Here is a 24,890-nt window from a genome sequence, read left to right as displayed (position 1 = left end):
CCTTCCCGCTAGTGTGGCGGTTCAGAAGTCCGCATCATTGTGCGGCGAGTCTGGAATGCGGACTTCTGAACCAAAGCCACACTAGATCGATAACTTTCTAGTGTCCTTCGATCCCGAAGTTCGCAAACGAATGTGCAGCGCAATGACGCGAACTTCGGAATCGGGACACTAGCGTGGGGCGGTTACTTCGGCTCCGGAGCGAGACCCGGATGATCCGCAGGCCGCGGCCCCAAAGGCCAGCGGAAGCGGCGTTCAGCCTCAGTGATTTTGACATCGTTGATGCTGGCTTCACGACGACGCATCAGACCTTCCTGATCGAACTCCCAGTTCTCGTTGCCATACGAGCGATACCACTGGCCATCATCGTCATGCCACTCATACTGAAAGCGTACCGAGATGAAGTTGCCGTCGAAGCACCAGAGATCTTTGATCAGGCGATATTCGTGCTCTTTTGCCCACTTGCGCGTGAGGAATTCAACAATAGCCGGACGCCCTTGAAAAAATTCCGAGCGGTTTCGCCAGCGGCTGTCCTCTGAATAAGCCAGCGAAACCTTTTCCGGGTTCCGCGAATTCCAGGCATCTTCCGCCATGCGGGCTTTTTGCGCGGCGGTCTCTCGTGTGAATGGCGGCAGCGGCGGACGCGACATCGATCTTCTCCTGCGAGCTTGTTTGTACCGACACGCAAAATTGTACCGATCAGTACAGTCCGTCAAGACAAATTTCGAGCAGGCAAACTGACGCAATTTCGAAAAATTCAGAGAGAGTCCTGATCCGCCTGCATGGCGATCCGAAGGGGTTTCGGAATCGGCCGCGCGCGGCCGCCCGACACGAAGGCGACCTTGACGCGGGCTTCGATCAAAACGTCATCGCCGCGCCGCACTTCTTGCCCGAGCGTGATCGAGGCGCCTTTCACTTCGACCGGGACCGTGATGACCTCGAGCACATCGTCCATCCGGGCCGGCTTGAGATATTCGATCTGCATCGCGCGCACGACGAAGGCAAACCCAGGCGCTTCGCTTTCGGCTTCCGCAAACAGCGCGCGCTGATCAGCGCCGAGCAGGCGAAGATAGTTCGTCCGCCCACGCTCCATGAAGCGCAGATAATTGGCGTGATAGACGATACCGGTGAAGTCGGTGTCTTCGTAATAGACGCGCACCTGCATGACGTGCTTGCCGTCGCGGATCGAACCGTCGAGATGTGCTGTCACTACCAAACCTATCGCTGCCAGAGCGTTTTCAAGCGAAGTGGTTACCGGTTCGCGTGAAGAAAACGCGTCAAAAAAGAAGATAGCGCAGGGTTTTGCGCAAAATTCCCGCTTGCGCAAGCTCAGGGCACTACGAGACGGCGGGGCCTTTTGCAGGTTGCCCCACGGTCACCAATAGGATCTCAGGCGGGACGCCGAGACGGAACGGCATGATGCTGCATCCAAGCCCACCCGACACGATAACATCGCATTTCTCACGGACATGCCCATAGGCTAATTTCCTGCCTGACGGGGCCATCGGCGACCAGCCGAACAACCGAACCTGGCCTCCATGGGTATGGCCACTGAGCTGCAAAGCCACCCGCTCCGGCACACGCGGTGCCACATCCGGTTCATGCGCGAGCAGAATGATCGGCGCGTCATCGGTGATCTTGTTGAGCGTTGCGGACAGATCATCGACACCGTAGTGCTTCATCGGCCTGAACCGGCGTGCGGGCGCATAAGCCAGTTGATCACCAAGGCCAGCGAGCCAGAACGGGTGATTTCCCTTCGTCAGGCGTTGCACATCGTTTTCGTAAACGGGGATGCCGACTTTTTCGAGCGCTTGGCGCGCGATGGTCAGGCCGCGCCCCTCGCGCTGCACAGTGTGGTCGTCCCACCAGTCGTGATTGCCGAGGATCGCGTGCACGCCTAACGGCGCCTTCAGCCCGGCCAGCACCGGCGCCCATTCGGCTGCCGGAATGAAGCGGGTGACGTGGCGATGGCCTGCGACATAGTCCCCCAGCATCACAATGACGTCCGCGCCGAGAGCGTTGGTGCGATCGACGATGCCCGCGATGCGATCAAGCGACATCCATGGGTCACAGGCATGGAGATCGGCGATGGCCGCAATCTTCAGCTGAAGGCCATTGGGCCATTTTGGGGGCGTGACACGGTATTGGGTGATGTTTAGCCGCTCCGGCTCAATGCCGAAGCCGTATGCCGCGGTGGAGGCGCCAAATGCGCCCAGCCCGGCCATGAACTTTAAGAAATGTCGACGTGAAATCATGACTTTTAATCGTGATGCACGCGATCCATGGCGAGCAATTAAAGCGGAATTACGGTGCGTCGTCGTCGCTGCTGCCAAACAAGCCAAATTGAGCAGGATCTCGTGACGGTTCGGTTAACCCGAGATGTTTAAAGGCATGAGAGGTTAACAACCGTCCACGTGGCGTCCGCTGCAAATAGCCGCACTGGATCAGATAAGGCTCGATGATGTCCTCGATGGCATCGCGCGGCTCCGATAGCGCCGCCGCCATGGTCTCGACCCCGACCGGGCCACCCCCATAGTTCAAGGCAATTGTCGTCAGATAGCGCCGGTCCATGGCGTCGAGACCGGCGTTGTCGACTTCCAGCGCACCAAGCGCATTGTCTGCGATCTTGCGATCGATGGCCGATGCATCCGCCACGGACGCAAAGTCTCGCACCCGCCGCAACAGTCGTCCCGCAATGCGCGGCGTGCCGCGTGCGCGGCGGGCAATTTCGTTTGCGCCATCCGGCGTCATGCCGATGTTGAGAACGCGCGCGCCCCGGGTGACGATCTTTTCCAATTCGTCCACCGTGTAGAAATTCAGCCGCACCGGAATGCCGAAACGATCGCGCAGCGGATTGGTCAAAAGCCCGGCACGCGTGGTCGCGCCAACAAGGGTAAATTTCGCCAGATCGATCTTCACCGACCGCGCCGCAGGGCCCTCACCGATGATGAGATCGAGCTGGAAGTCTTCCATTGCAGGATAGAGCACTTCCTCGACGGCCGGGCTGAGGCGATGGATTTCGTCGATGAACAGGACATCGCGCTCTTCGAGATTGGTCAGCAGCGCGGCAAGATCACCGGCTTTCGCTATCACCGGCCCTGAGGTCGCGCGAAAGCCGACCCCGAGTTCGCGCGCAACAATCTGCGCCAGCGTGGTCTTGCCCAATCCAGGAGGGCCGACAAACAACACGTGGTCGAGCGCTTCGTTACGCTTGCGCGCGGCGTCAATGAATATCTGCAGGTTTGCGCGCGCCTGCTGCTGGCCGACGAACTCCGACAGGTTCTGCGGGCGCAGCGAGGTATCGCCGATGTCGTCGGCGCGGCGCTCAGGCGTCACAAGGCGCGATGTCGTCATGCTTCACTCACTTTGACAACTCTTTCAGCCCCAAACGAATGAGCTGTGCTGTCTCTGCATTGTCGCCTGCGTTGCGGACTACACTTGCAATCGCGGCGGCGGCCTGCGGTTGACCGTAACCGAGATTGACCAGCGCGGAGATCGCGTCGCTCACAGGGCGTGGCGCGCGGTTATCGTCCATCGCCTCAGAGAGATGCACCACCGCCGGATCGACATTTGCCAGGGCCGGGGTCTTGTCCTTCAATTCGGTGACAATACGCTCAGCCACTTTCGGTCCAACGCCCGGCGTGCGCGCGACCGCGGCCTTGTCACGCAGCGCGATCGCATTGGCGAGATCGGATGGCGGCAACGTGCTGAGCACCGCAAGCGCGACCTTGGCGCCGACGCCTTGCACGGTCTGCAGCAAACGAAACCACTCCCGCTCCGTGTCGGACCGGAAGCCGAAGAGCTTGATCTGATCTTCACGAACATAAGTTTCGATAGACAAGACTGCAGCTTCGCCGGGCGTTGGCAGCGCCTGCAGCGTGCGAGCCGAACAGTGCACTTGGTAACCAACTCCCTGCACGTCGAGGATCACATAATCCTCGCCGTAGGAATCGATCAGGCCTTTAAGTTTTCCGATCACGCCCCGTCCCTATCGTGTCGCGACGGCGGCCGCCGCGCCTGCCATCACCGTGCCGCCGATCCGATTGAGCAGGCGCATAGCGCGAGAGCTGCGAAACAACGATCGCGCGCGTGCCGCCGCCAGTGCATATCCGCCCAGCACGAACACCAGGACGACGGCAATGATGCCCGCCAATTCGGCGTAGCCGACAAAGTCGATCCGCGACACATCGATCAGCGTCGGTGTCAGCGCGAGATAAAACGCAATCGTCTTGGGATTGCCGAGTGTCAGCAGCAATCCCCCGAAAAACGATCGCAGGGGTTTGCCGTCGACGTTGGTCGCGGCATTCACATCGACAGGCGTCGCAGGTGCGGTCCACAAGCGCCAGGCGATGAAGAGCAAATAGGCCGCGCCGACATATTTGATGATCGCGAAGATCACCGCGAAGCTGTTCGCGACGAAGGACAGCCCGAGCACTGCGACAGCCAACCATGTGATATCGCCGAGCACGATACCGCCGATGAAGGCAGGAACGCCGGCCGTGCCGCGCCCAATGACACGCGCGAGCAGCGCTGCGATGGCAGGGCCGGGCGATGCCGCCGCCACCAGAATCGCCAGCGCAAAAATTGTCAGGGCCGTCACGTCCATCGGAAATGATCCTCGATTTCCGCCATCATCGCATCGAACGACGAACTCCGCCACCTGCGGACACTCGATCTTAAAGTGCAACTTTCAGCTTCAGCAACGCGCTTTGCCGGTGATGAGCATGGGTAATGGCAATCGCGAGCGCATCAGCGGCATCCGGCGTTTTCGGATCAGCCTTGGGCAGCAAGATGCCGAGCATGACACGAATCTGGTTCTTGTCGGCATGCCCCGCTCCGACCACCGTCTTCTTCACCTGATTGGGAGCATATTCTGCCACCGAAATGCCGAACTGGGCCGGCGCGAGCATGGCCACGCCGCGCGCCTGACCAAGCTTTAGGGTCGATGCGCCATCCTTGTTGACGAAGGTCTGCTCGACGGCCGCCTCCTGCGGCTTGAACTCTCCGAGCACACGGGCAAGCCCTTCATGGATGGCGAGCAGCCGCTCCGCCAGCGAGAGCGTGTCGCGGGATTCCACCGAACCACAACCGACATGGATGAGTCGATTGCCATCGATATCGATCACGCCCCAGCCGGTCCGGCGCAAGCCTGGATCGATCCCCAGAATACGAACGGGCGAGCGAATCGGGTGAGAGGTCATGGTTCACTCCTACCACGACCGCACCGCTCTGATCCAAGTCGACATGGGTTTCGAGGGTATCGTGCGCCTCGGAACAACCAGGATGATGTGCGAAAGGTTAACCGGCCATCTTCGCCGCAAGCGCGTCCGAGACCTCGAAATTCGCGTAGACGTTCTGGACGTCGTCATGCTCGTTCAACGAGTCGAGCAGCTTGAACAGCTTCTCGCCGGTCTCATCATCGACCGTGATGGTGTTCTGCGGCTTCCAGATCAATGCTGCTTTGCGCGGCTCGCCGTACTTCGATTCCAAGCCCTTGGCCACTTCGCGGAACGTATCCTGCGAGGCAAACACCTCGTGGCCATCTTCGCTCGAAACCACGTCGTCGGCGCCGGCTTCGATGGCAGCCTCCAGCATATCGTCGGTCGATGCGACCTTCGCGCCGTACTCGATCACGCCAACGCGATCGAACATGAAGGACACCGAACCCGTTTCCCCGAGGTTGCCACCCGACTTGGTAAAATAGGAGCGGATATCAGACGCCGCGCGATTGCGGTTGTCGGTCAGCGCTTCAACGATGACGGCAACGCCGCCGGGACCGTATCCCTCGTAACGGATTTCATCGTAGTTCTCGCCTTCGCCGCCGATGGCCTTTTTGATGGCGCGCTCGATGTTGTCCTTCGGCATGTTTTCCGCACGTGCCGCCACCACTGCGGCGCGCAGGCGCGGGTTCATCGCCGGATCGGGTGTCCCCAGCTTGGCCGCCACGGTGATTTCGCGCGCAAGCTTGCCGAACATCTTGGACCGCATCGCGTCCTGCTTGCCCTTGCGGTGCATGATGTTCTTGAATTGGGAATGTCCGGCCATGCGGGAGTCTCTCGAAAGTTGTGATTCGCGAGGACGTTCAAAAAAACGCCCAACGGCGCGGGTTTATAGGCCCGGCCGGGATAAAATTAAAGACGGGTCGATCGATTTTACGGGGCAAGCAACCGCGCTGCCAATAGGTTTCACCAGAAGTCCGGTACCGAGCGCTCCAGCAGCGGGCCGATCCGCACCGCAGCGACTTTCGTTGCAAGGCCGGTTGCATCATCCGTTTCAACCGCGACACCGCTGAGGGTTGCGGCACCGTCCGCCGGCTCGAAACGCCCGGCCGGGTAGCCACGTAGGAAACGCCCCAATGGCTCCTCACGATCCATGCCAATGACCGACTGGTAGTCGCCAGTCATACCGGCATCAGTCATATAGGCCGTGCCGCCGGGTAAGATACGATGATCGGATGTCGGCACATGGGTGTGCGTTCCAACCACAAGGCTCGCCCGCCCGTCGCAGAAATAGCCAATCGCTTGTTTCTCGCTGGTCGCCTCGCCATGGAAGTCGACCACGACAGCATCCGCGGCCTGCCCCAACGGACAAGCATTCAGCTCGCGGTCGATGACGCCGAAGGGATCATCGAATGGCTGCATGAAGACGCGACCAATTCCATTGATAACAAGCGCACGCTTGCCCGTTTTCGTCTCGACCAGCGCTGCACCGCGCCCCGGTGTTCCCGGCGGAAAATTCGCCGGACGGATGAGACGTGGTGCGCGTTCGATGAACACAAGCGCTTCGCGCTGATCCCACGCGTGATTGCCGAGCGTGACGACATCTGCGCCTGCGTCGAGCAATTCCTGATAAATGGCTTCAGTAATACCGAATCCGCCCGCAGCGTTCTCGCCGTTCACCACAGTCAGATCGAGCTGCCAATCACGAATAAGGTCCGGCAAGGTATCGATAACAATTGTGCGCCCGCTTCGCCCCACCACATCACCGACAAATAATATGCGCACTTATAACCTCCGCAGATCGATCAACTCGTGCTCGGTTAGCACACAATCCAGTTGCTCGTCGTGCGAGAACGCAGGGACGATGTCGATTTCCTGCACTGCAAAAGCAACGCCAATCACAGTAACCTTTTTGAGCGCGCGCAAATTTTGCAACGTGCGATCATAGTATCCGCGGCCATAACCGATGCGATGCCCTACGCGATCGAATGCAGCCAGCGGGACAAGCACGATGTCTGGATCAATCTCCGACGCATCGGACGATGGCTGAAAAATTCCGTACTGCCCTCGCACCAGCCGCTCATTCGGCTCCCACGCGCGAAAGATCAGCGCATGATCACGCGCAATCACCACCGGCAAGGCGAGCACCGCGCCTTTTCCTGCAAGAGCATCCATCAAAGGAAATGGATCGAGTTCGCTATTGATCGGCGAGTAGCCCGCCACAATCACACCGGGAGGCAATTCAACCGGCAATGGCGTCGCTGCAATCACCTGCGCGGCATGACCGCGCTGTTCGGCACTCAAGGCATCGCGGCGCGCGAGAACCGCTCGACGTAATTCATTCTTCAACTGAGCGGAATCGTCTTGCATCTAGCCCCGTGACTGTCATGGCGCGGCCTGTTCAACAAACAGGACCTTCAAGCCTGACACAAGACCGGGAAACACGACATCAGCAGGACGTGCTGAAATTTGAAAGTGCGAAGCCACTATGGCCGTTGAAGCACTCGATCCCGGAGCACCTACGAAAGTAGGTGGGCACCATGTGATCGGGTCCACAGACCCGGCCAGGGACAGTTCCCTAAAGGATCGATAAGGCCCCGGGGATTATATGGCTTCTGACGCGCGAAGCAGCCTCGCCCCAACAATGTAACCACGATATCGCGCGACCGCTAGTGTGGTCTCAGCCAATTGCCACACCATTGTGCGACGGGCGATTGAGCTCACGCGTCATCTTTTCAATCCGATCCGAGGCCGAGTTCAACGCATTCACCACCGCTGTCTGCGTCACCCGGGCGCGTTCAGCCGCGACAACCCGCACATCGCGCAACGCCACGAGTTCTTCCTCAAGGCCGCGGATGCGTTGTCCGGCATCAACCAATTCATCAGCGATCATCAATGCGGCCATCACGGTGAGGCGCTGATCGCCGATCTCTCCGAACTTGCTGCGCAGATTCGAGATACGGGATTCCAGGCTTTCCGCAAGCTTCAGCAACCGCGCTTCCTGCCCCTGCTCGCAGGCCATGCGATACTGCCGGCCATTGATGGTGACATTGACATGATTCATGCCGGCTCTCCGGAATCGATGACCGAACGGATGGTGTCGATCGCCACATCGAGACGCTGCGCGATTTCACGGTTGGTCCGTTCAAGCGTGCGAGACCGCACCAACGTGCCGTCGAGTTCGTGGGCCAGCCGCGAACGGTCGTTGCCTAACGCCTGAATCTGCGCAGCCATTTCATCATGCGCGTTGTCTGCCTCACGGCGGCGCTCGACGGCACTTTCGAGGCCATCAAGAGCGGCAGCAAGACGCCGGGTGGCGAGTTCGATATCGCTTGGCCCGGTGGCTGCGGGATCGGAATTGGCAAAACTCTTGGCACTGCGTTCGGTCATAGCGGGACAGTAGCCTTTTCTGCTCTAGCCGGTGACGCAAAAGCCGCGAACCAGCAAGCATTTAGGGCAGGAAATTTACGTCCCTCCCGAGGGAAGCGCAATGTTCGCCACAAGCTATGCACACAAAGCGAAGAGGTGGCTTGGTTGCAGTGCCCAATGCCCTTGGACTCTCGGGTTTTCAGGTGCTATCCAGCCCCGTATGACGGTCTTTTGACCGCGTCATTTCCATGGACGCGGGCCTCCCACACTCCGAATCGCAGGCGGACATTTCATGACTACGCACGTCGATCCCTCCCGTATGGCCAATGCGGTCCGGGCTCTCGCCATGGATGCGGTCGAAAAGGCCAAATCCGGTCACCCTGGCCTGCCCATGGGCGCAGCCGACGTAGCCACCGTGCTCTTTACGCAGTTCCTCAAATTCGATGCGAAGGATCCGGCCTGGCCTGACCGTGATCGTTTTGTCCTCTCCGCCGGCCACGGCTCGATGCTGCTCTATGCGCTGCTGTATCTGACCGGCAACGAGACGATGACGATCGAGCAGATCAAGAATTTCCGCCAGCTGGGTTCCCTGACGCCGGGCCATCCTGAAAACTTCGTCACGCCGGGCATCGAAACAACCACCGGGCCGCTGGGCCAGGGCATTGCAACCGCCGTCGGCATGGCGCTCGCTGAGCGCCGCATGGCAGCGGACTTCGGCGGCGATGTTGTTGATCACTACACTTATGTCCTCGCATCCGATGGCGACCTCATGGAGGGCATAAGCCATGAAGCCATTGCGTTTGCTGGGCATCTCAAGCTGAACAAGCTGATCGTGATGTTCGACGACAACGGCATCTCGATCGACGGCGCGATTTCCCTGTCGGACTCCGTCGATCAGGTGAAGCGCTTCGAGGCCGCCGGCTGGGCTGCCGAGCGCATCAACGGCCATGATCCAAAGGCAATCGCCGACGCGCTCGCACGTGCACAGAAGTCCGATCGTCCGACCCTGATCGCGTGCAAAACCACCATCGGTTTCGGCGCGCCGAACAAAGCCGGTTCCGAAAAGTCGCACGGCTCGCCGCTCGGCGCCGAGGAAATCGCCGGCGCGCGCAAGAATCTCAACTGGGATGCGCCGCCCTTCGAAATTCCGCAGGACATTCTCAGCGCCTGGCGTGAAGCGGGATCGCGTGGCGCCAAGGCCCGTGCCGAGTGGAGCAAGCGGCTGTCGGCGACAGAGGCTGGTGCACGCGCGGAATTCGAGCGTCGCGTTAAAGGCGATTTGCCTGCGAAGGCCCTTGCGGACGCCGTCGCCGGCATGAAGGCGGCACTTGCCGCTGCTCCTAAGGATATCGCGACGCGCACCGCGTCCGAACAGGCGCTTGAAGTGCTTTGCGTGGCGGTTCCCGAAATGATCGGCGGCTCGGCGGATCTGACCGGCTCCAACAACACCCGCGTCAAAGGCATGGTCGCGATCTCCGCCAACAATTACGGCGGGCGCTACATCAACTACGGCATCCGCGAGCACGGCATGGCCGCTGCCATGAACGGCATCGCCCTGCACGGCGGCCTCATTCCGTATTCCGGAACATTCCTCGTGTTCTCAGACTATTTGCGCCCGGCATTGCGCCTCGCGGCGCTGATGGGAGAGCGCGTCATCCACGTGCTCACCCACGACTCGATCGGTCTTGGCGAAGACGGCCCGACCCATCAGCCGGTCGAACATCTCGCAGCTCTGCGCGCCATTCCAAACTGCGATGTGTTCCGCCCCTGCGATACGGTGGAGACGCTGGAGTGCTGGCAGCTCGCCCTTGAATCGAAAGATCGCCCAAGCGTGCTGGCGCTGACCCGTCAGAACCTGCCGCAGCTGCGCTTGGCGAACGACGCCAACAACAAGTGCGCTGACGGCGCCTATGAAATTTCGAAGTCGGACGGCGAGGCGAAAGTCTCGATCTTTGCGTCGGGCTCGGAAGTCTCTATGGCAGTGGATGCGCAGAAGCTGCTCGCCGCGCGCGGTATTCCGACACGGGTGGTCTCCGTCCCATGCATGGATCGTCTGCTTGAGCTGCCTGACAACAAAAAGGCCGCGATCATCGGTAACGCTCCGGTCAAGGTCGCGGTGGAAGCTGCGATTCGTCAGGGCTGGGACGCCATTATTGGCATGGATGGCATTTTCGTCGGCATGAACGGATTCGGCGCCAGCGCCCCATATAAGGAGCTGTACCGGCACTTCGGGATCACCCCGGACGCCGTTGCGGAGGCCGCCCAGGCCCGGCTGAAGGCCTGATAACCCTTCCGGAACATTCAGCTTTCGGGAGATTGCAACACAACGCCATTCGGGGCAAAAACTGCCCCGAAAATCGTCATTTTTGAACGTCGAGGAGAAGGTGAATGGCAATCCGGGTCGCGATCAATGGATTTGGCCGTATCGGCCGTAACATTCTGCGCGCAATCTATGAATCCAAGCGCACAGACATCCAGGTGGTTGCCATTAACGATCTCGGCCCGGTCGAGACCAATGCCCATCTTCTCCGCTATGACTCAGTGCATGGCCGCTTTCCCGGCGAAGTGACGGTCGACGGCGACTCGATCAACCTCGGCAACGGCAAGATCAAGGTCACCGCCGTCAAGGATCCGTCGACCCTCCCCTGGAAGGATCTCGGCATCGACATCGCGATGGAATGCACCGGCATCTTCACCGCAAAGGACAAAGCTTCGGCCCATCTCACCGCAGGCGCCAAGCGCGTGCTGGTCTCGGCACCGGCGGACGGCGCGGACGCAACGATCGTTTACGGCGTCAACCACGACAAGCTGACCAAGGATCACCTCGTGGTCTCGAACGGCTCGTGCACCACGAACTGCCTCGCACCGGTCGCCAAGGTGCTGAACGACACCGTGGGTATCGAAACCGGTTTCATGACCACCATCCACGCCTATACCGGCGACCAGCCGACCCTCGACACCATGCACAAGGATCTCTATCGCGGCCGCGCAGCAGCGCTGTCGATGATCCCGACGTCGACCGGTGCGGCAAAGGCGATCGGTCTCGTGCTTCCCGAACTCAACGGCAAGCTCGACGGCGTCGCGATCCGCGTGCCGACGCCGAACGTTTCGGTCGTCGACCTTAAGATCATTGCCAAGAAGGCCACCACCAAGGAAGAGATCAACGACGCGATGAAGCGCGCGGCTGCGCAGGAGCTGAAGGGCATCCTGAGCACCACCAGCGCTCCGAACGTGTCGATCGACTTCAACCACGACGCCAGCTCGTCGACATTTGCCTTCGACCAGACCAAGGTTCAGAACGGCACGCTCGTGCGCGTGATGTCGTGGTACGATAACGAGTGGGGCTTCTCCAATCGCATGTCGGATACGGCCGTTGCGATGGGCAAATTGCTCTGATTAGTTAAGACATCCAGCAGTCGCAACGAGTTCTGATGTCCGGTTTTCGTACCCTCGACGACGTCGACGTGAAGGGAAAGCGCGTATTGTTGCGCGTCGACCTCAATGTTCCGATGGACAATGGCCGCGTGTCCGACACCACGCGGCTGCAACGGATCGCCAAGACGATCATCGAACTGTCCGAGAAAGGCGGCAAGGTCATCATCCTCGCCCACTTCGGACGGCCCAAGGGTCCGGACCCGAAGGAATCGCTCAAGCCGGTCGCGATTGCGCTCGGCTACGTCCTGCTACGTCATGTTGAGTTCGCGGCCGACTGCATCGGCGAGGTGGCGCAAAAGGCCGTCGCGGCGATGAAGGACAGCGAAATTCTCTGCCTCGAGAACACCCGCTTTCATCCGGGCGAAGAGAAAAACGATCCGGCCTTTGTTGCGGAGCTGGCGAAGCTCGGCGACATCTGGGTCAACGATGCGTTCTCCTGCGCTCACCGCGCCCACGCGTCGACCGAAGGTCTCGGCCATGTGCTGCCAGGCTACGCCGGCCGCACCATGGAGGCCGAACTTGGCGCGCTGAGCAAGGCGCTCGAAGCCCCAACGCATCCTGTGATTGCCATCGTCGGCGGCTCCAAGGTTTCGACCAAGATCGACCTTCTGGAAAATCTCGTCTCCAAGGTCGATGCGCTGGTGATTGGGGGCGGCATGGCCAACACCTTCCTGCACGCGCAGGGTGTCAATGTCGGCAAATCCCTGTGCGAGAAGGATCTCGCGCCCACCGCACAGCGCATTCTTGAAAAAGCCGAGAGCGCAAACTGCGCGATCATCCTGCCGGTTGATGCGATCGTCGCTTATCACTTCGAGGCGAATGCGCCGTCCCATGCGTATGGTCTCGATGCTATTCCTCATGACGGCATGATCCTCGACGTCGGCCCGCTGTCGGTCGAGCGCGTTAACGCAGCAATCGACGATGCCGCGACCTTGGTCTGGAATGGACCGGTCGGTGCGTTCGAGATGGCGCCGTTCGACCGCGGCACCGTGCAGGCTGCCAAGCATGCCGCGGCGCGCACCAAAGCCGGCAAGCTGATCTCGGTCGCCGGTGGCGGCGACACGGTTGCGGCGCTGAACCACGCAGGCGTGGCTAAGGATTTCACATACGTTTCGACCGCAGGCGGCGCATTCCTCGAATGGATGGAAGGGAAACCTTTGCCCGGCGTCGAGGTTTTAAGGACGGGCCGCGCCGGTCACTAAACCGGCGCGCTCTTCGTTTTAAGTTCACGCTGGCGCCATCAAGGGCGCCATTATCACGGTTGGAGAGAATAGATGGCTCGCATCACCTTGCGTCAATTGCTGGACCATGCAGCAGAACACGACTACGGGGTACCTGCCTTCAACATCAACAACATGGAGCAGGCGCTTGCCATCATGGAAGCCGCCAGCTCCGTCGACGCACCGGTCATCATCCAGGCTTCGCGCGGCGCGCGCTCCTATGCCAATGACGTGATGCTGAAGCACATGATGGACGCGGTGACGGAAATCCATCCGCAAATCCCTGTCTGCGTGCATCTTGATCACGGCAATGAAGCCGCGACCTGCATGACCGCGATTCAGGCCGGCTTCACGTCGGTGATGATGGACGGCTCATTGAAAGCCGACGGCAAAACTCCCGGCGACTGGATTTACAATGTCGGCGTGACCAAGACCGTCACCGACATGGCCCACCTCGGCGGCATCTCGGTGGAAGGTGAGCTCGGCGTACTGGGCTCTCTCGAAACCGGCATGGGCGACAAGGAAGACGGCCACGGCGCGGAAGGCAAGCTCTCCCACGACCAACTCCTGACGAACCCCGATGAAGCCGTGAAGTTCGTGCAAGAGACCAAGGTCGACGCGCTGGCGATTGCCATGGGCACATCGCACGGCGCCTACAAGTTCACGCGCAAGCCGGACGGCAATATCCTGGCGATGAATGTGATCGAGGAAATCCATCGCAAACTGCCAAACACCCACCTTGTGATGCACGGCTCGTCATCGGTCCCGCAGGACCTGCAGGACATCATCAACAAGTTCGGCGGACAGATGAAGCCGACCTGGGGCGTGCCGGTTGAAGAAATTCAGCGCGGCATCAAGAACGGCGTCCGCAAGATCAACATCGATACCGACAACCGCATGGCGATGACCGGCCAGATCCGAAAGGTCCTGAGCGAAAACCCAAGCGAATTCGATCCGCGCAAGTATCTGAAGCCAGCCATGGAAGCGATGACCAAGCTCTGCAAGCAGCGTCTGCAGGAGTTCAATACCGCAGGCCAGGCCAGCAAGATCAAGCGCGTGCTAACCACCGCCGAAATGGCGAAACGTTACGCCTCGGGCGAACTCGACCCGAAAATCGCCTAACCCTTTTCAGAGCGGGCGGGATCTATCCCGCCCCTTTTTTGGCCGCAGTCCGGGGGCATCACATTAGTGCGGTGGGTCTGACGTTCGTATCAGTGTAGCGGCGAGATCTATCTACGAACGTCAGATCCAAAACCGCACTAACCTCGTTGAGTCGCTAGTGTCCCTTTTGCTTCTAACGTTCGCCAACGAAAGTGCTGCAATATGATGCGAACGTTAGAACCAGGACACTAGGCATCATGGCCGCCAAACCTGTACCACCTCGACCCGCACCAAGGCTCTACCTTGCGACGCCGCCGGTTACCGATCCCACACAGCTGCTGGCAAACATGCCTAACCTGCTAACGGCAGCAGATGTTGCTGCCGTGCTGCTCCGTCTCGCGCCGGCCGATGAACGCAGCATGATCCAGCGCACCAAGGCACTGGCCCCGGCAATCCAAAAGGCAGGTGTTGCACTGCTGCTCGACGGGCACCCCACGCTGGTGGCACGCGCTGGAGCCGACGGCGCCAACCTGACCGGCCTGGACGCATTGCAGGAGGCCATGCCCACGCTGAAGCCCGACCGGATTGTCGGTGTTGGTGGATTAACCACGCGCCACGACGCCATGGTCGCCGGGGAAGCGGGAGCTGACTACGTGCTGTTTGGCGAGCCCGATGCGAACGGCGAACGCCCGTCTGCCGACGCAGTGTTTGATCGCCTGCAATGGTGGGCGGAGGTGTTCGAACCTCCTTGTGTGGGCTTTGCCGCGACCAAAGAGGAAGCGGACCTGTTTGCGTCAGCCGGAGCCGATTTCATTCTGCTCAGCGACTTTATCTGGCAAGACCCACGTGGCCCGCGAGCGGCCCTTGTGGAGGCCGGCAATATCGTCGCGGAAAGTTTCGACAAGGCGTTCGGCCACACCACGGTCGAGGGGACGTAGACCGATGTCGACGCCTTCTCATGCGAAGGTTTTTGCAAGATACTTTGCGTCGAGCATTGTCGCTGTGGCCCTCGCGACAAGCGCATCGGCGCAGATTTCGTTGACGCCTCCTGGCGTCCAGCAGCCACCTTCCCCGCCCAACGCCGAGAAACCAAAAAGCGCGCCGAAAGCAAAGGCTCCCGCTCCCAAACCTGCGCCGAAGACAGAAGCTCCTGCTCCGAAAGCAGATCAGCCTGCGCCAAAGCCGTCACCAGCTCCCGCGCAAAAGAAGGGCGCGGCGTCCAAGGCTGCAGCTCCTGCACCGGCGCCCGATAATCCCAATGTCGATGCCGCCTATGGTGCTTATCAGATAGGCCTCTATCGTACCGCGTTTAATATCGCGATGAAGCGCGTGCAGGAAACCAGCGATCCCAAATCGATGACGCTGCTGGGTGAACTCTATTCCAATGCGCTCGGGATCAAGCGCGACGATGCGAAGGCCGCCGAATGGTACAAGCAGGCGGCGGATCGCGGTGACCGTGAAGCGATGTTCGCGTTGGGGATGATGAAAATCGCCGGACGCGGCGGGCCGGCCAATCGAGAAGAAGGGGCGCGCTTGCTCGCGGCTTCAGCCAAACTGGGCAAAGCAGCGGCGGCCTATAATCTCGGCCTGCTCTACCTCGAAGGCCAGACGTTTCCGCAGGACCTGAAACGCGCTGCCGAACTGTTTCGTCAAGCTGCTGATGCCGGCAACCCTGAAGCCCAATACGCGCTGGCCACCTTCTACAAGGAAGGCCGCGGTGTCGAAAAAGACCCCACCGAAGCGGCACGGCTGATGCGCGCAGCCGCCATGGTCGACAATATCGATGCCGAGGTCGAATACGCGATTGCACTTTTCAATGGCACCGGGACACCCAAGGATATCCCGACAGCCATCGCGCTGCTGAACAGAGCCTCACGTCAGAACAGCCCGATCGCGCAAAATCGCCTCGCCCGCATTCTGGTCGATGGGATCGGGGTACCCCAGGACAAGGTTAATGGTTTTCGCTGGCACCTGGTGGCCAAGACGGCCGGAAATGGCGATCCTGACCTCGACGCACAATTTGCCCAGCAGCCGCCGGAAATTCAAAAAAAAGCCGAAGATGCCGCGAAAAAGTGGTTCGGGACCAAATAAAACCGCGATAATTCAATATGCTTGACGTCAATCCGCTTTGACGCCAAGCATCCTAGTGGAGCGGATTTGACATTCGCTACCGGTCAGGCAGCGGGGTCGTTCGGCGAATGTCAAATCCAAAGCTCCACTAGCGGCGTATATTTGCTAGTGGTTCTTTGTTTCTAACATTTGCAACTGTACCTGCCGAAACGGGATGCAAATGTTAGAAACGAACCACTAGTCAACATTGCCTCTCCTCTCATCCAGACCTCTCTTCCAGGTCGATTTAAATCGAGTCCATGCTTCATTCAGCGCTCATCAACGTCATGGTCAAAGCCGCGCGTCGTGCCGGCCGCAGTCTCAAGCGCGATCTCGGCGAGATCGAAAACCTTCAAGTGTCGTTGAAAGGACCCGCAAATTTCGTTTCCGCCGCGGACAAGCGCGCCGAGGAAATCCTCTATGAGGATCTCCTGAAGGCACGGCCCGGCTATGGCTTTCTCGGCGAAGAAGGCGGCACGCGCGAAGGCACCGACAAAGCCAACACCTGGATTGTGGATCCGCTCGACGGCACCACGAACTTTCTGCACGGCATTCCGCAGTTCGCGATCTCGATTGCCTTACAGCGCGAAGGCGTGATCGTCGCGGGCGTGATCTACAACCCTGCGAACGACGAGCTCTATATTGCCGAACGCGGCAAGGGCGCCTTCCTGAATGACATGCGTCTGCGCGTCGCTGGACGCAAGCAGCTGAATGAATCCGTCGTTGCTTGCGGACTGCCGCATATTGGCCGCGGCGACCACGAGCTGTCACGCCGTGAAATGACTGAAATGCAAAATCGCGTGGCAGGCCTGCGCCGCTTTGGCGCAGCATCGCTCGACCTTGCATTCGTCGCGGCAGGCCGCCTCGACGGCTATTGGGAGCGGAATCTGCAGCCGTGGGATATCGCGGCCGGATTGATCATGGTGCGTGAAGCCGGCGGCGTCGTCAGCGGTATCGAGGGCGGTGATACGGCAATGGCGACAGGCCACGTTGTCTGCGGCAATGAGACGATCCAGCGCGAACTGGTGAAAATCCTCAAGCCGCTGGGCTGAACGCTTATTTTTCAGCCTGCACACGGCTGTCACATAACCAGCGCGAATGGATTACTGACGGCAACGTTGGTTGAATGCGTTCGCTTGCGCACAACGATGTGCTGAACAACTGCGCGGTTCCCGACTTAACGGCTGGATAGCGATGCCGTCTTTTCTCCCGCCGCCGCTGTGCCATATTGGTGGCTGACATCTCCTCCAGACAAGGATGACGGTCCCGACATGGCGAAACCTTCCGTACCCGGCAGCACGACCGATATCGACGTCACCAAGCTCTCAACGCCCCGAATATTTCTGGTCCGGATGCTGGTCTTTTTGATCCTGTGCGGATTGATCGTCGTCGTCCTCAACAAACAGATTTGGCTGGCATTTCTCGCCAATCCCGGCCTCAACGCACTGATCGTCGGCGTGCTGGCCATCGGCATCGTCTTGGCCTTCCGGCAGGTGATCCGCCTCTATCCCGAAATCTCCTGGGTCAACAGCTTTCGCATTTCCGATCCCGGTCTCGCAGTCGATCGCCGTCCCAGGCTGCTGGCGCCAATGGCCGCCATTCTCAGCCACCGCACCGGCGGGCGCATGAGCATCTCGCAGCAGACCATGCGGCACCTGCTCGATTCCATCGCAACACGCCTTGATGAAGCGCGCGATCTGTCTCGCTATATGACCGGCCTGCTGGTTTTTCTCGGCCTGCTCGGCACCTTCTGGGGCCTGATTGAAACCGTCGGCTCCGTTGGCAAGGTCATTGAAGGCCTGAAGGTCGGCGGGGATGCCGGTTCGGTATTCGATACATTGAAGGAAGGCCTCGCCGCACCACTTGGCGGTATGGGCATCTCTTTTTCGTCCTCGCTGTTCGGCCTTGCCGGTTCGCTTATTCTGGGCTTTCTCGATCTTCAATCCAGCCAGGCGCAAAACCGTTTCTATACCGATCTCGAAGACTGGCTGGCAGAAACCTCCCAGGAATATACGGCTGATGGCCTTCATGCCGCTGTGTCGCCTGAATTGAAGCCTGTGCTTGATCGGCTGCACCTCGCTGTCGAGGAAATGGGATCGACCCGCGCAACGACAACCGCGATGGCCAATCTCGCGGAAGCCATTCAGGGCCTTGTTCATCACATGCGAACAGAGCAGCAACTGATCCGTGAATGGGCGGACGGCCAGGGCGAACAAAATCGTGAGATCAAGAATCTTCTGGAGCGCATCGCACGGCAGCCCGAAAAGAACTGACGGCTGAGATCAAGGATAGCAGGCCATTTAAGGATATCAGGTAATGGCGCTCTCACGTTCACGCCGCAATGACAGCGGTTTCAATTACTGGCCGGGCTTCGTCGACGCGCTATCGACACTCGTGCTCGCCATCGTGTTCCTGCTGTCGGTCTTTCTCGTCGTGCAGTTCTTCCTGTCGCAGGAAGTCACCGGCAAGGATAAAGCGCTGGAGCGCCTCAACGCACAGATCGCTCAGCTCAACGATCTGCTGTCGCTTGAGAAACTCGGCAAGCTCAACCTCGAGGATCAGGTTTCGCAGATGCGGGCCGGATTGACCTCAGCGGAAGGTGAGCGCGACCGCATCAAGGGCCTCTATGATGGTCTTGCGGGCGCCGGGGCTGATGCAACAGGCCGCGCCACTGAACTCGGCAAAGCGCTCGATTCCGAAAAGCAGATTTCCGCCCGCGCGCTTGCGCAAGTGGAGGTTCTGAATCAACAGATCAGTGCATTGCGCCGCCAGCTCGCGGCCCTTGAAGAAGCGCTCAATGCCTCAGAAAAACGCGACAAGGAATCGCAGGGCAAGATTGCCGATCTCGGTCAGCGCCTGAACGTCGCCTTGGCACAACGGGTCCAGGAGCTCTCGCGTTACCGGTCCGAATTCTTCGGACGGCTGCGGACCATTCTCGGCAACCGGCCGGATGTCCGCGTGGTTGGCGATCGCTTCGTATTTCAGTCTGAAGTCTTCTTCGATACCGGACAGGCGATACTTCTGCCGGAAGGCCGCGCCGAACTCGACAAGCTCGCCGCGGCGCTCATCGATCTCGACAAGCAAATTCCATCAGATATCGCCTGGGTCCTGCGCGTCGACGGCCACACCGACGTGCGGCCGATCGCAAGTCCGCAGTTCAAGTCGAACTGGGAGTTGTCATCGGCGCGCGCGATTTCCGTTGTGCAATATCTTGTCTCTCTTGGCGTGCCGGCCCAGCGGCTGGTCGCAGCAGGCTTTGCCGAATTCCAGCCGCTTGATCCCGAGAAAACCGAAGAAGCCTACCGGCGCAATCGTCGTATCGAACTCAAACTCACCGAGCGGTAGCCAGCGAGAAGTCGCTCCAACAGAAAGACAGCATGACCTCTGCGTTCAATCTGCGGACCTATCGCGATACTGATGAAGACGCGGTCATAGAATTGTGGTTTCGCACCTGGCAGCAGGCTTATCCGTCAATCGACTTTTCTGCGCGTCTGGACAACTGGCGTATCCGCTGGCGCAATGAGCTTGTTCCATCCGCGTGCATCGTCGTCGCCGAGCAAGACACCAAGATCATTGGTTTTGTCACCATCGATCAAACGGGATATCTCGACCAGCTTGTTGTCGACCCCGAGTCCTGGGGATCAGAGCTCGGCAACGCATTGATGACGGAAGCCAAGGCCATGTCGCCTAACGGGATCACATTGCTCGTCAACACCGACAATGCCCGCGCCATCCGCTTTTATACGCGTAACGGATTCCGCCACACCCACGATGACGTCAATCCGGTCTCAGGCCGGCCTGTGTCCGGTATGGCGTGGAAACCGTAATCGCTCCTCACACGCCTTCGAATTGCAACCGCGCAAGGCGGGCATAGAGACCATTGGCTGCGACCAACGCCGCGTGCGCGCCCTGTTCGACAATCTTGCCGTTTTCCATCACGAGGATGCGATCGCACGACAACACCGTCGCCAGACGATGCGCGATGACAAGCGTCGTGCGCTGGCTCATCAGGTCTTCCAGCGCGGTCTGCACCAGAGTCTCGCTTTCCGCGTCCAATGACGAGGTTGCTTCGTCGAGCAACAGCAGAGGCGCATCGCGCAGAATGGCACGCGCGATCGCCACGCGCTGGCGCTGACCGCCCGACAACGTTACGCCGCGCTCGCCGAGCTGAGTTTCAAAACCTAGCGGAAGCCGTGTGATGAATTCCGTGGCGTGTGCCAGATCCGCCGCACGCTCGACCTCCGCATCAGTCGCATCCGGACGTCCGAAACGAATATTTTCCCGCGCACTAGCCGCGAAGACAGCGGCATCCTGCGGCACCAAAGCAATGCGCGCACGCACGGCGCGCGGGTCCGCCTCGCGGATCGGCACGCCATCGAGCGAGATCGAGCCACTGACCGGATCGTAGAAACGAAGCAGCAAGTGAAACAGCGTGCTCTTGCCCGCCCCTGACGGTCCGACGACCGCGACTCTCTCGCCGGCACGCACAGAGAATGACACGCCATCGGCCGCGAAGTGTTCGGGCCGCGTTGGATAGGCAAAGCGAACATTCTCGAAAGTCACATCGCCACGCGGCGGCACCGGCAATGCACGCGGGTTGGCGGGTGGAGCAATGTCCGGCTTGATGCGAAGGATCTCGAACAAACGTTCCGAGGCCCCCGAGGCTTGCGAGATTTCACCCCAGACCTGACTCAGTTCGCCCAGCGCGCCCGCTGCGAACGCCGCGTACAACACAAACTGTCCGAGGCGGCCGGCGCTGATCTGATGCGTCAGCACGTCGTGCGAACCGATCCACAGGATCGCCACCACGCTTGCAAAAATCAGGAAGATCACAATCGCGGTGAGATAAGCGCGCGCGCCCGTCGAATTCCGCGCGGCCTGATAGGCGCGCTCGACCTCACCGCCGAAACGCGTTTCCGCCAGACGCTCATTGGTGAAGGCCTGCAGCGTTCGGATCGCGCCGATCAACTCGGATGCATAGGACGATGCGTCAGCAAGCGTGTCCTGCGCGCCGCGCGACAATTTTCGCACCCGGCGGCCGAACGCAACGAGCGGCAGCACGATCAACGGAATGACTGCGAGCACGAAGCCGGACAGCTTGGGACTTGTGATCACCATCATTGCGGACGCGCCGATGAACAAGACGAGATTGCGCAGCGCGATCGAGACCGATGCACCCACAGCCGATTTGATCTGCGTCGTATCCGCAGTGAGGCGCGACACCAGTTCGCCGCTGTGCGCGGTGTCGAAGAAGGAGGGCGAGAGCGACGTGAGATGGTTGAATACATCGCGCCGCAAGTCGGCGACAATGCGCTCGCCCAGCGTGATGACGAGGTAGTACCGCATGGCGCTGGCGCCCGCGAGCACCGCAACAACGGCGATCATCACAGCAAAGTAGCTGTTGATGAGCGCAACGCCTTCCGGACTGAAGCCGAAATCGATCATGCGGCGCACGGCGAGCGGCACCGCAAGGGTCGCTGCCGAGGCCACGATCAGCGCAATCAGTGCTGCAAAGGCCTGTCCGCGGTAGCGTGAGACATACGGCAGAAGCGCCATCAGCGGCCGCAGCTTCAGGCGAGACCGCTTCTCTGGGCCGGGGAGCGGCAACGGCCCCATAGCCGAACCGGTCGCGGGCGCCGTTGTCGCGGCTACGAGTTCCGGAGGACGTCCAGCCGAACCGCCTGCCGCCTGATCTTCAAGTCTTTCAGCTACGCTCATCAAGTCCCGCCGCGGGGTTTGTTTAGAAGGCCTTCAAATAGGCCCCATGGCGGGCGCTGGCAAATGAACGTTCCCCGCTTGTTTCAGCGGCCATCCTGCGATATAGAGCGGCCAAATTCGTCCCCAACATTTCTGATCTGTGGGCGCAGGGCGCCAGAGGATTTGCCATGAAAGCCGAAATTCACCCGGATTATCATACGATTAAGGTGGTCATGACCGACGGGACCGAATACCTCACCCGTTCGACCTACGGCAAGGAAGGCGACACCCTCAACCTGGATATCGACTCCAAGTCGCATCCGGCCTGGACCGGCGGAACCCAGCAGATTCTCGACCGCGGCGGCCGTGTCTCCCGGTTCCAGAAGAAGTTCTCGGGCTTCCTCAAGAAGGATTGATCCCTTCTTCAGTCTCTGAATACGGAAATGCCCCGGCATCGACCGGGGCATTTTTCGTTTCGGGAATATCCACACTTTGATGCCGCCATATGGCGGCATCAAAGTGAAAAAAATGGCCTATCGCTCGAAGGCCGCCTTCAAGAGGTTCATCTGCGGCACCAATGGATTGCCGATGGAAACCTGCTCGTTGATCGGCGTGTGAATGGTCGCATCCAGCCGGCGCACACGCGTCTGCAACGACATCGAGCGAGTAATCAGATCCTGCAATTGCTGCGGCAACTTCCCGATCAACTCCTCGTTGCCGGGATCGGCTGCACTCAGCTTGACTTTCGTCTTCTCCCGATTGGCCTGGCTCAGGGTCATCTCACCTTCCTTGACCGCGCGGTGCAGCAACAGCCATGAGGCCAGCTGCATCAGACGCGTGGTCAGGCGCATGCTTTCGGTTGCATAGGTCAGGCTGACAGGTCGCTCCAGCGCCTTCGCTTCGAGCCGTCCTGCTCCATCAAGGTAAGCAGCAGTTTCCTCAACCAGGTCCATGCCCTCCTTGAACAGGGCTCCAAAGGCGGCTGAATTGGTGATCCGTTCACTCAAAAGAACGAGATCGGCTGCGCCGAACGACTGGTCTGACATAGTTAACGCCTCACACACGCTGTTATGCGGATTTTTTTATGATGAATAAATCATTGCGCGCCTGCGGCCGGGAGTCCAGCCGTGCGGCGTGACAATGCCGAGATATGGTTTCCAGAGCGCCATCGCGAACGCGGAAACACGCCCTCCCATCCGCCTGCCGGATCAAACGCGGCAATTGCTGGAAATAAGGCAAAAAAGAGCCGCCGTTACCGGCGGCTTTGAAAGTTGATAACAGGGAGGCGTCAAACAGAGTGGACAGGAGCCACTCGGTGTCCAAAGAAGGACGATCAAAGTCATAAACGCGAAAGCTTAATGCGTCGTAAATGAACGGTTTCTTTTACGGTTCCTTTGCGATGAAGCCGATCCGGATGCTTCGCGTTAACTTTTGAAGAAAGCGTTGGCAGCATCCCGGCTCGTGCGCTTCTTCGCTGCGTCAGCCTTGAGCCGCTCGATCTCTGTCGTCAGCGCTGCAATGCGGGCTTCGATATCGTCCACCGAAAGCAGCGACAGATCCTGCCCGAGCTCGTGGGTTATTTTCGGCCGCGGCCGGTCATCCTCATCAATGGGCATGCTTCCCTCCGGTCTTCTGCGCGATTATAGCTCATGTTCCATTTTTGAACTGCAAGGACCTACCCTATGGATAAGCTGCCCACGCAAATGACTGCCGTCGCGATCAGCAAGCCCGGCGGACCCGAGGTCCTCATTCCCGAGCAACGTCCGGTTCCGACGCCGGGACCACATCAGATTCTGATCAAGGTTGCGGCCGCCGGTGTGAATCGTCCCGATGTGGCACAGCGCAGCGGCAGTTATCCACCGCCGCCCGGCGCGAGCGATCTGCCTGGCCTCGAGGTGTCAGGCGAAGTGGTTGCCCTCGGCGAGGGAGCAACAAAGTACAAGATCGGCGACAAGGTCATGTCGCTCGTCGCAGGCGGTGGTTATGCAGAGTATTGCCTGACGCATGAGACGCACGCGATGCCTGTGCCCAACGGCTTCTCGATGATCGAGGCTGCAGCCACGCCAGAAACACTCATGACGGTCTGGCACAACGTATTTGAGCGCGGCGGCCTGAAGCCCGGCGAGACACTGCTGATTCACGGCGGCTCTTCCGGCATCGGCACTACCGCAATCCAGATGGCAAAAGCACACGGCGCCAAGGTGATCGTGACTGTCGGCTCACAGGACAAATGCGATGCCTGCTTGAAGCTCGGCGCTGATGTTGCGATCAACTATAAAACCGAGGATTTCGTCGCCAAGACCAAGGCCGTCACCAACGATGTGGGCGCCAATGTCATTCTCGATATGGTCGGCGGCGACTACATCGACCGCAACTACGACGCGGCAGCGATCGAAGGCCGGATTGTCCAGATCGCATTCCTAGGAGGCGTGAAAGCGTCGCCAAATTTCACCAAGCTGATGATCAAGCGTCTGCATCACACCGGCTCAACGCTGCGCCCTCGAACCAATGAAGACAAGGCCGCGATGGTCACTGCTATTAACGCCAAGGTCCTGCCCTGGATCGCGGAGGGCCGCCTCAAGCCCTTGATGGATAGCACATTCCCGCTGAGGGACGCCTCCAAGGCCCATGCGCGAATGGAGACGAGCGAACATATTGGCAAAATTGTGCTCACGGTTTAAGGCACCGGAACACCTCTAAACCCTTTGAATCACCTCATATTCGTGTCATTTATCGCGCTCCA

27 protein-coding genes and 1 other RNA gene are annotated in these 24,890 nt (G+C 59.7%); 12 read left to right on the top strand and 16 right to left on the bottom strand.

Annotated elements, in window-relative coordinates:
• Positions 1-182: 182 nt before the first annotated feature.
• The 13 genes from ACZ5C3_RS03395 to ACZ5C3_RS03335 all read right to left on the bottom strand — a co-directional run bounded on the left by ACZ5C3_RS03395 (position 183) and on the right by ACZ5C3_RS03335 (position 8,606).
• Positions 183-647: a nuclear transport factor 2 family protein gene (locus tag ACZ5C3_RS03395; protein WP_464035257.1), complete on the bottom strand. Its 465-nt coding sequence runs from the start codon at positions 645-647 to the stop codon at positions 183-185.
• Between the two features lie 107 nt (positions 648-754).
• Positions 755-1,162: a tol-pal system-associated acyl-CoA thioesterase gene (ybgC, locus tag ACZ5C3_RS03390; protein ID WP_464038245.1), complete on the bottom strand. Its 408-nt coding sequence runs from the start codon at positions 1,160-1,162 to the stop codon at positions 755-757.
• Between the two features lie 172 nt (positions 1,163-1,334).
• Entirely contained in the window at positions 1,335-2,252 is a 918-nt protein-coding gene (locus tag ACZ5C3_RS03385; RefSeq protein ID WP_464035256.1) for a metallophosphoesterase, read from the bottom strand.
• Between the two features lie 49 nt (positions 2,253-2,301).
• On the bottom strand, positions 2,302-3,351 hold the full coding sequence (ruvB, locus tag ACZ5C3_RS03380) for a Holliday junction branch migration DNA helicase RuvB (protein ID WP_464035255.1): 1,050 nt from the start codon (positions 3,349-3,351) through the stop codon (positions 2,302-2,304).
• A 7-nt stretch (positions 3,352-3,358) separates the two neighbouring features.
• Positions 3,359-3,976: a Holliday junction branch migration protein RuvA gene (ruvA, locus tag ACZ5C3_RS03375; RefSeq protein ID WP_464035254.1), complete on the bottom strand. Its 618-nt coding sequence runs from the start codon at positions 3,974-3,976 to the stop codon at positions 3,359-3,361.
• 9 nt (positions 3,977-3,985) lie between these two features.
• Complete coding sequence (locus ACZ5C3_RS03370) at positions 3,986-4,603, bottom strand: LysE family translocator (protein ID WP_464035253.1); 618 nt, start codon at positions 4,601-4,603, stop codon at positions 3,986-3,988.
• A gap of 70 nt (positions 4,604-4,673) precedes the next feature.
• Positions 4,674-5,198, bottom strand: coding sequence for a crossover junction endodeoxyribonuclease RuvC (gene ruvC, locus ACZ5C3_RS03365; protein WP_464035252.1), 525 nt, complete (start codon positions 5,196-5,198; stop codon positions 4,674-4,676).
• A gap of 97 nt (positions 5,199-5,295) precedes the next feature.
• A complete protein-coding gene (locus tag ACZ5C3_RS03360) occupies positions 5,296-6,042 on the bottom strand; it encodes a YebC/PmpR family DNA-binding transcriptional regulator (protein WP_464035250.1) in 747 nt (248 codons plus the stop codon).
• Between the two features lie 140 nt (positions 6,043-6,182).
• Positions 6,183-7,001: a TIGR00282 family metallophosphoesterase gene (locus ACZ5C3_RS03355; RefSeq protein ID WP_464035248.1), complete on the bottom strand. Its 819-nt coding sequence runs from the start codon at positions 6,999-7,001 to the stop codon at positions 6,183-6,185.
• Positions 7,002-7,586, bottom strand: coding sequence for a 5-formyltetrahydrofolate cyclo-ligase (locus tag ACZ5C3_RS03350; RefSeq protein ID WP_464044519.1), 585 nt, complete (start codon positions 7,584-7,586; stop codon positions 7,002-7,004).
• A gap of 106 nt (positions 7,587-7,692) precedes the next feature.
• Positions 7,693-7,853, bottom strand: a non-coding RNA gene (ssrS, locus tag ACZ5C3_RS03345) — 6S RNA.
• A gap of 43 nt (positions 7,854-7,896) precedes the next feature.
• A complete protein-coding gene (locus ACZ5C3_RS03340; protein ID WP_464035244.1) occupies positions 7,897-8,280 on the bottom strand; it encodes a cell division protein ZapA in 384 nt (127 codons plus the stop codon).
• Positions 8,277-8,606 carry a DUF4164 domain-containing protein gene (locus ACZ5C3_RS03335; protein WP_464035242.1) on the bottom strand — a complete coding sequence of 110 codons (330 nt, stop codon included), beginning with the start codon at positions 8,604-8,606 and terminating at the stop codon, positions 8,277-8,279. Before ACZ5C3_RS03335 ends, ACZ5C3_RS03340 begins: the two co-directional genes overlap by 4 nt.
• A 271-nt stretch (positions 8,607-8,877) precedes the next feature.
• Between ACZ5C3_RS03335 and tkt the strand changes: the two genes are divergently transcribed.
• The 10 genes from tkt to ACZ5C3_RS03285 all read left to right on the top strand — a co-directional run bounded on the left by tkt (position 8,878) and on the right by ACZ5C3_RS03285 (position 20,277).
• A complete protein-coding gene (gene tkt / locus ACZ5C3_RS03330) occupies positions 8,878-10,869 on the top strand; it encodes a transketolase (RefSeq protein ID WP_464035241.1) in 1,992 nt (663 codons plus the stop codon).
• Between the two features lie 104 nt (positions 10,870-10,973).
• Positions 10,974-11,981: a type I glyceraldehyde-3-phosphate dehydrogenase gene (gene gap / locus ACZ5C3_RS03325; protein WP_464035239.1), complete on the top strand. Its 1,008-nt coding sequence runs from the start codon at positions 10,974-10,976 to the stop codon at positions 11,979-11,981.
• Positions 11,982-12,016: 35 nt separating this feature from the next.
• A complete protein-coding gene (locus ACZ5C3_RS03320) occupies positions 12,017-13,222 on the top strand; it encodes a phosphoglycerate kinase (protein WP_464044518.1) in 1,206 nt (401 codons plus the stop codon).
• Positions 13,223-13,294: 72 nt separating this feature from the next.
• Positions 13,295-14,362, top strand: a complete 1,068-nt coding sequence (gene fba / locus ACZ5C3_RS03315) for a class II fructose-bisphosphate aldolase (protein WP_464044517.1) — start codon at positions 13,295-13,297, stop codon at positions 14,360-14,362.
• 236 nt (positions 14,363-14,598) lie between these two features.
• Positions 14,599-15,279: a thiamine phosphate synthase gene (locus ACZ5C3_RS03310; protein ID WP_464035237.1), complete on the top strand. Its 681-nt coding sequence runs from the start codon at positions 14,599-14,601 to the stop codon at positions 15,277-15,279.
• A gap of 4 nt (positions 15,280-15,283) precedes the next feature.
• Positions 15,284-16,432, top strand: a complete 1,149-nt coding sequence (locus tag ACZ5C3_RS03305; protein WP_464035235.1) for a tetratricopeptide repeat protein — start codon at positions 15,284-15,286, stop codon at positions 16,430-16,432.
• A gap of 278 nt (positions 16,433-16,710) precedes the next feature.
• Entirely contained in the window at positions 16,711-17,502 is a 792-nt protein-coding gene (locus ACZ5C3_RS03300; RefSeq protein WP_464035234.1) for an inositol monophosphatase family protein, read from the top strand.
• A 219-nt stretch (positions 17,503-17,721) separates the two neighbouring features.
• Positions 17,722-18,723: a flagellar motor protein MotA gene (locus tag ACZ5C3_RS03295; protein WP_464035232.1), complete on the top strand. Its 1,002-nt coding sequence runs from the start codon at positions 17,722-17,724 to the stop codon at positions 18,721-18,723.
• 43 nt (positions 18,724-18,766) lie between these two features.
• Positions 18,767-19,795, top strand: coding sequence for a peptidoglycan -binding protein (locus tag ACZ5C3_RS03290; protein WP_464035230.1), 1,029 nt, complete (start codon positions 18,767-18,769; stop codon positions 19,793-19,795).
• 32 nt (positions 19,796-19,827) lie between these two features.
• Positions 19,828-20,277 (top strand): GNAT family N-acetyltransferase, encoded by a 450-nt coding sequence (locus ACZ5C3_RS03285; RefSeq protein ID WP_464035228.1) that lies wholly within the window; start codon positions 19,828-19,830, stop codon positions 20,275-20,277.
• Positions 20,278-20,284: 7 nt separating this feature from the next.
• Here ACZ5C3_RS03285 and ACZ5C3_RS03280 read toward each other — a convergent pair whose 3' ends face one another.
• A complete protein-coding gene (locus tag ACZ5C3_RS03280) occupies positions 20,285-22,168 on the bottom strand; it encodes an ABC transporter ATP-binding protein/permease (protein WP_464035226.1) in 1,884 nt (627 codons plus the stop codon).
• A 167-nt stretch (positions 22,169-22,335) separates the two neighbouring features.
• Here ACZ5C3_RS03280 and rpmE point away from each other — a divergent pair, with 167 nt between their 5' ends.
• Positions 22,336-22,563 carry a 50S ribosomal protein L31 gene (gene rpmE, locus ACZ5C3_RS03275; protein WP_002717151.1) on the top strand — a complete coding sequence of 76 codons (228 nt, stop codon included), beginning with the start codon at positions 22,336-22,338 and terminating at the stop codon, positions 22,561-22,563.
• Positions 22,564-22,680: 117 nt separating this feature from the next.
• On the opposite strand, the gene rcdA is transcribed toward rpmE, so the two are convergent.
• Entirely contained in the window at positions 22,681-23,193 is a 513-nt protein-coding gene (rcdA, locus tag ACZ5C3_RS03270; protein WP_464035224.1) for a protease adaptor protein RcdA, read from the bottom strand.
• Positions 23,194-23,571: 378 nt separating this feature from the next.
• Positions 23,572-23,763 carry a DUF1192 domain-containing protein gene (locus ACZ5C3_RS03265; protein ID WP_464035222.1) on the bottom strand — a complete coding sequence of 64 codons (192 nt, stop codon included), beginning with the start codon at positions 23,761-23,763 and terminating at the stop codon, positions 23,572-23,574.
• Between the two features lie 66 nt (positions 23,764-23,829).
• Here ACZ5C3_RS03265 and ACZ5C3_RS03260 point away from each other — a divergent pair, with 66 nt between their 5' ends.
• Positions 23,830-24,828 carry an NAD(P)H-quinone oxidoreductase gene (locus ACZ5C3_RS03260; RefSeq protein ID WP_464035221.1) on the top strand — a complete coding sequence of 333 codons (999 nt, stop codon included), beginning with the start codon at positions 23,830-23,832 and terminating at the stop codon, positions 24,826-24,828.
• Positions 24,829-24,890 lie beyond the last annotated feature (62 nt).

The organism is Afipia dichlorophenoxyacetatis (genome assembly GCF_055386385.1).
This window is presented reverse-complemented; position numbering and strand designations above follow the sequence as displayed.

Bases quoted from the DNA above. Each gene is read 5' to 3' on its own strand.
- ACZ5C3_RS03395 (WP_464035257.1), bottom strand. From the start codon at position 647: ATGTCGCGTCCGCCGCTGCCGCCATTCACACGAGAGACCGCCGCGCAA.
- ybgC (WP_464038245.1), bottom strand. From the start codon at position 1,162: ATGCAGGTGCGCGTCTATTACGAAGACACCGACTTCACCGGTATCGTC.
- ACZ5C3_RS03385 (WP_464035256.1), bottom strand. From the start codon at position 2,252: ATGATTTCACGTCGACATTTCTTAAAGTTCATGGCCGGGCTGGGCGCA.
- ruvB (WP_464035255.1), bottom strand. From the start codon at position 3,351: ATGACGACATCGCGCCTTGTGACGCCTGAGCGCCGCGCCGACGACATC.
- ACZ5C3_RS03370 (WP_464035253.1), bottom strand. From the start codon at position 4,603: ATGGACGTGACGGCCCTGACAATTTTTGCGCTGGCGATTCTGGTGGCG.
- ruvC (WP_464035252.1), bottom strand. From the start codon at position 5,198: ATGACCTCTCACCCGATTCGCTCGCCCGTTCGTATTCTGGGGATCGAT.
- ACZ5C3_RS03360 (WP_464035250.1), bottom strand. From the start codon at position 6,042: ATGGCCGGACATTCCCAATTCAAGAACATCATGCACCGCAAGGGCAAG.
- ACZ5C3_RS03350 (WP_464044519.1), bottom strand. From the start codon at position 7,586: ATGCAAGACGATTCCGCTCAGTTGAAGAATGAATTACGTCGAGCGGTT.
- ACZ5C3_RS03340 (WP_464035244.1), bottom strand. From the start codon at position 8,280: ATGAATCATGTCAATGTCACCATCAATGGCCGGCAGTATCGCATGGCC.
- ACZ5C3_RS03335 (WP_464035242.1), bottom strand. From the start codon at position 8,606: ATGACCGAACGCAGTGCCAAGAGTTTTGCCAATTCCGATCCCGCAGCC.
- tkt (WP_464035241.1), top strand. From the start codon at position 8,878: ATGACTACGCACGTCGATCCCTCCCGTATGGCCAATGCGGTCCGGGCT.
- gap (WP_464035239.1), top strand. From the start codon at position 10,974: ATGGCAATCCGGGTCGCGATCAATGGATTTGGCCGTATCGGCCGTAAC.
- ACZ5C3_RS03320 (WP_464044518.1), top strand. From the start codon at position 12,017: ATGTCCGGTTTTCGTACCCTCGACGACGTCGACGTGAAGGGAAAGCGC.
- fba (WP_464044517.1), top strand. From the start codon at position 13,295: ATGGCTCGCATCACCTTGCGTCAATTGCTGGACCATGCAGCAGAACAC.
- ACZ5C3_RS03310 (WP_464035237.1), top strand. From the start codon at position 14,599: ATGGCCGCCAAACCTGTACCACCTCGACCCGCACCAAGGCTCTACCTT.
- ACZ5C3_RS03305 (WP_464035235.1), top strand. From the start codon at position 15,284: ATGTCGACGCCTTCTCATGCGAAGGTTTTTGCAAGATACTTTGCGTCG.
- ACZ5C3_RS03300 (WP_464035234.1), top strand. From the start codon at position 16,711: ATGCTTCATTCAGCGCTCATCAACGTCATGGTCAAAGCCGCGCGTCGT.
- ACZ5C3_RS03295 (WP_464035232.1), top strand. From the start codon at position 17,722: ATGGCGAAACCTTCCGTACCCGGCAGCACGACCGATATCGACGTCACC.
- ACZ5C3_RS03290 (WP_464035230.1), top strand. From the start codon at position 18,767: ATGGCGCTCTCACGTTCACGCCGCAATGACAGCGGTTTCAATTACTGG.
- ACZ5C3_RS03285 (WP_464035228.1), top strand. From the start codon at position 19,828: ATGACCTCTGCGTTCAATCTGCGGACCTATCGCGATACTGATGAAGAC.
- ACZ5C3_RS03280 (WP_464035226.1), bottom strand. From the start codon at position 22,168: ATGAGCGTAGCTGAAAGACTTGAAGATCAGGCGGCAGGCGGTTCGGCT.
- rpmE (WP_002717151.1), top strand. From the start codon at position 22,336: ATGAAAGCCGAAATTCACCCGGATTATCATACGATTAAGGTGGTCATG.
- rcdA (WP_464035224.1), bottom strand. From the start codon at position 23,193: ATGTCAGACCAGTCGTTCGGCGCAGCCGATCTCGTTCTTTTGAGTGAA.
- ACZ5C3_RS03265 (WP_464035222.1), bottom strand. From the start codon at position 23,763: ATGCCCATTGATGAGGATGACCGGCCGCGGCCGAAAATAACCCACGAG.
- ACZ5C3_RS03260 (WP_464035221.1), top strand. From the start codon at position 23,830: ATGGATAAGCTGCCCACGCAAATGACTGCCGTCGCGATCAGCAAGCCC.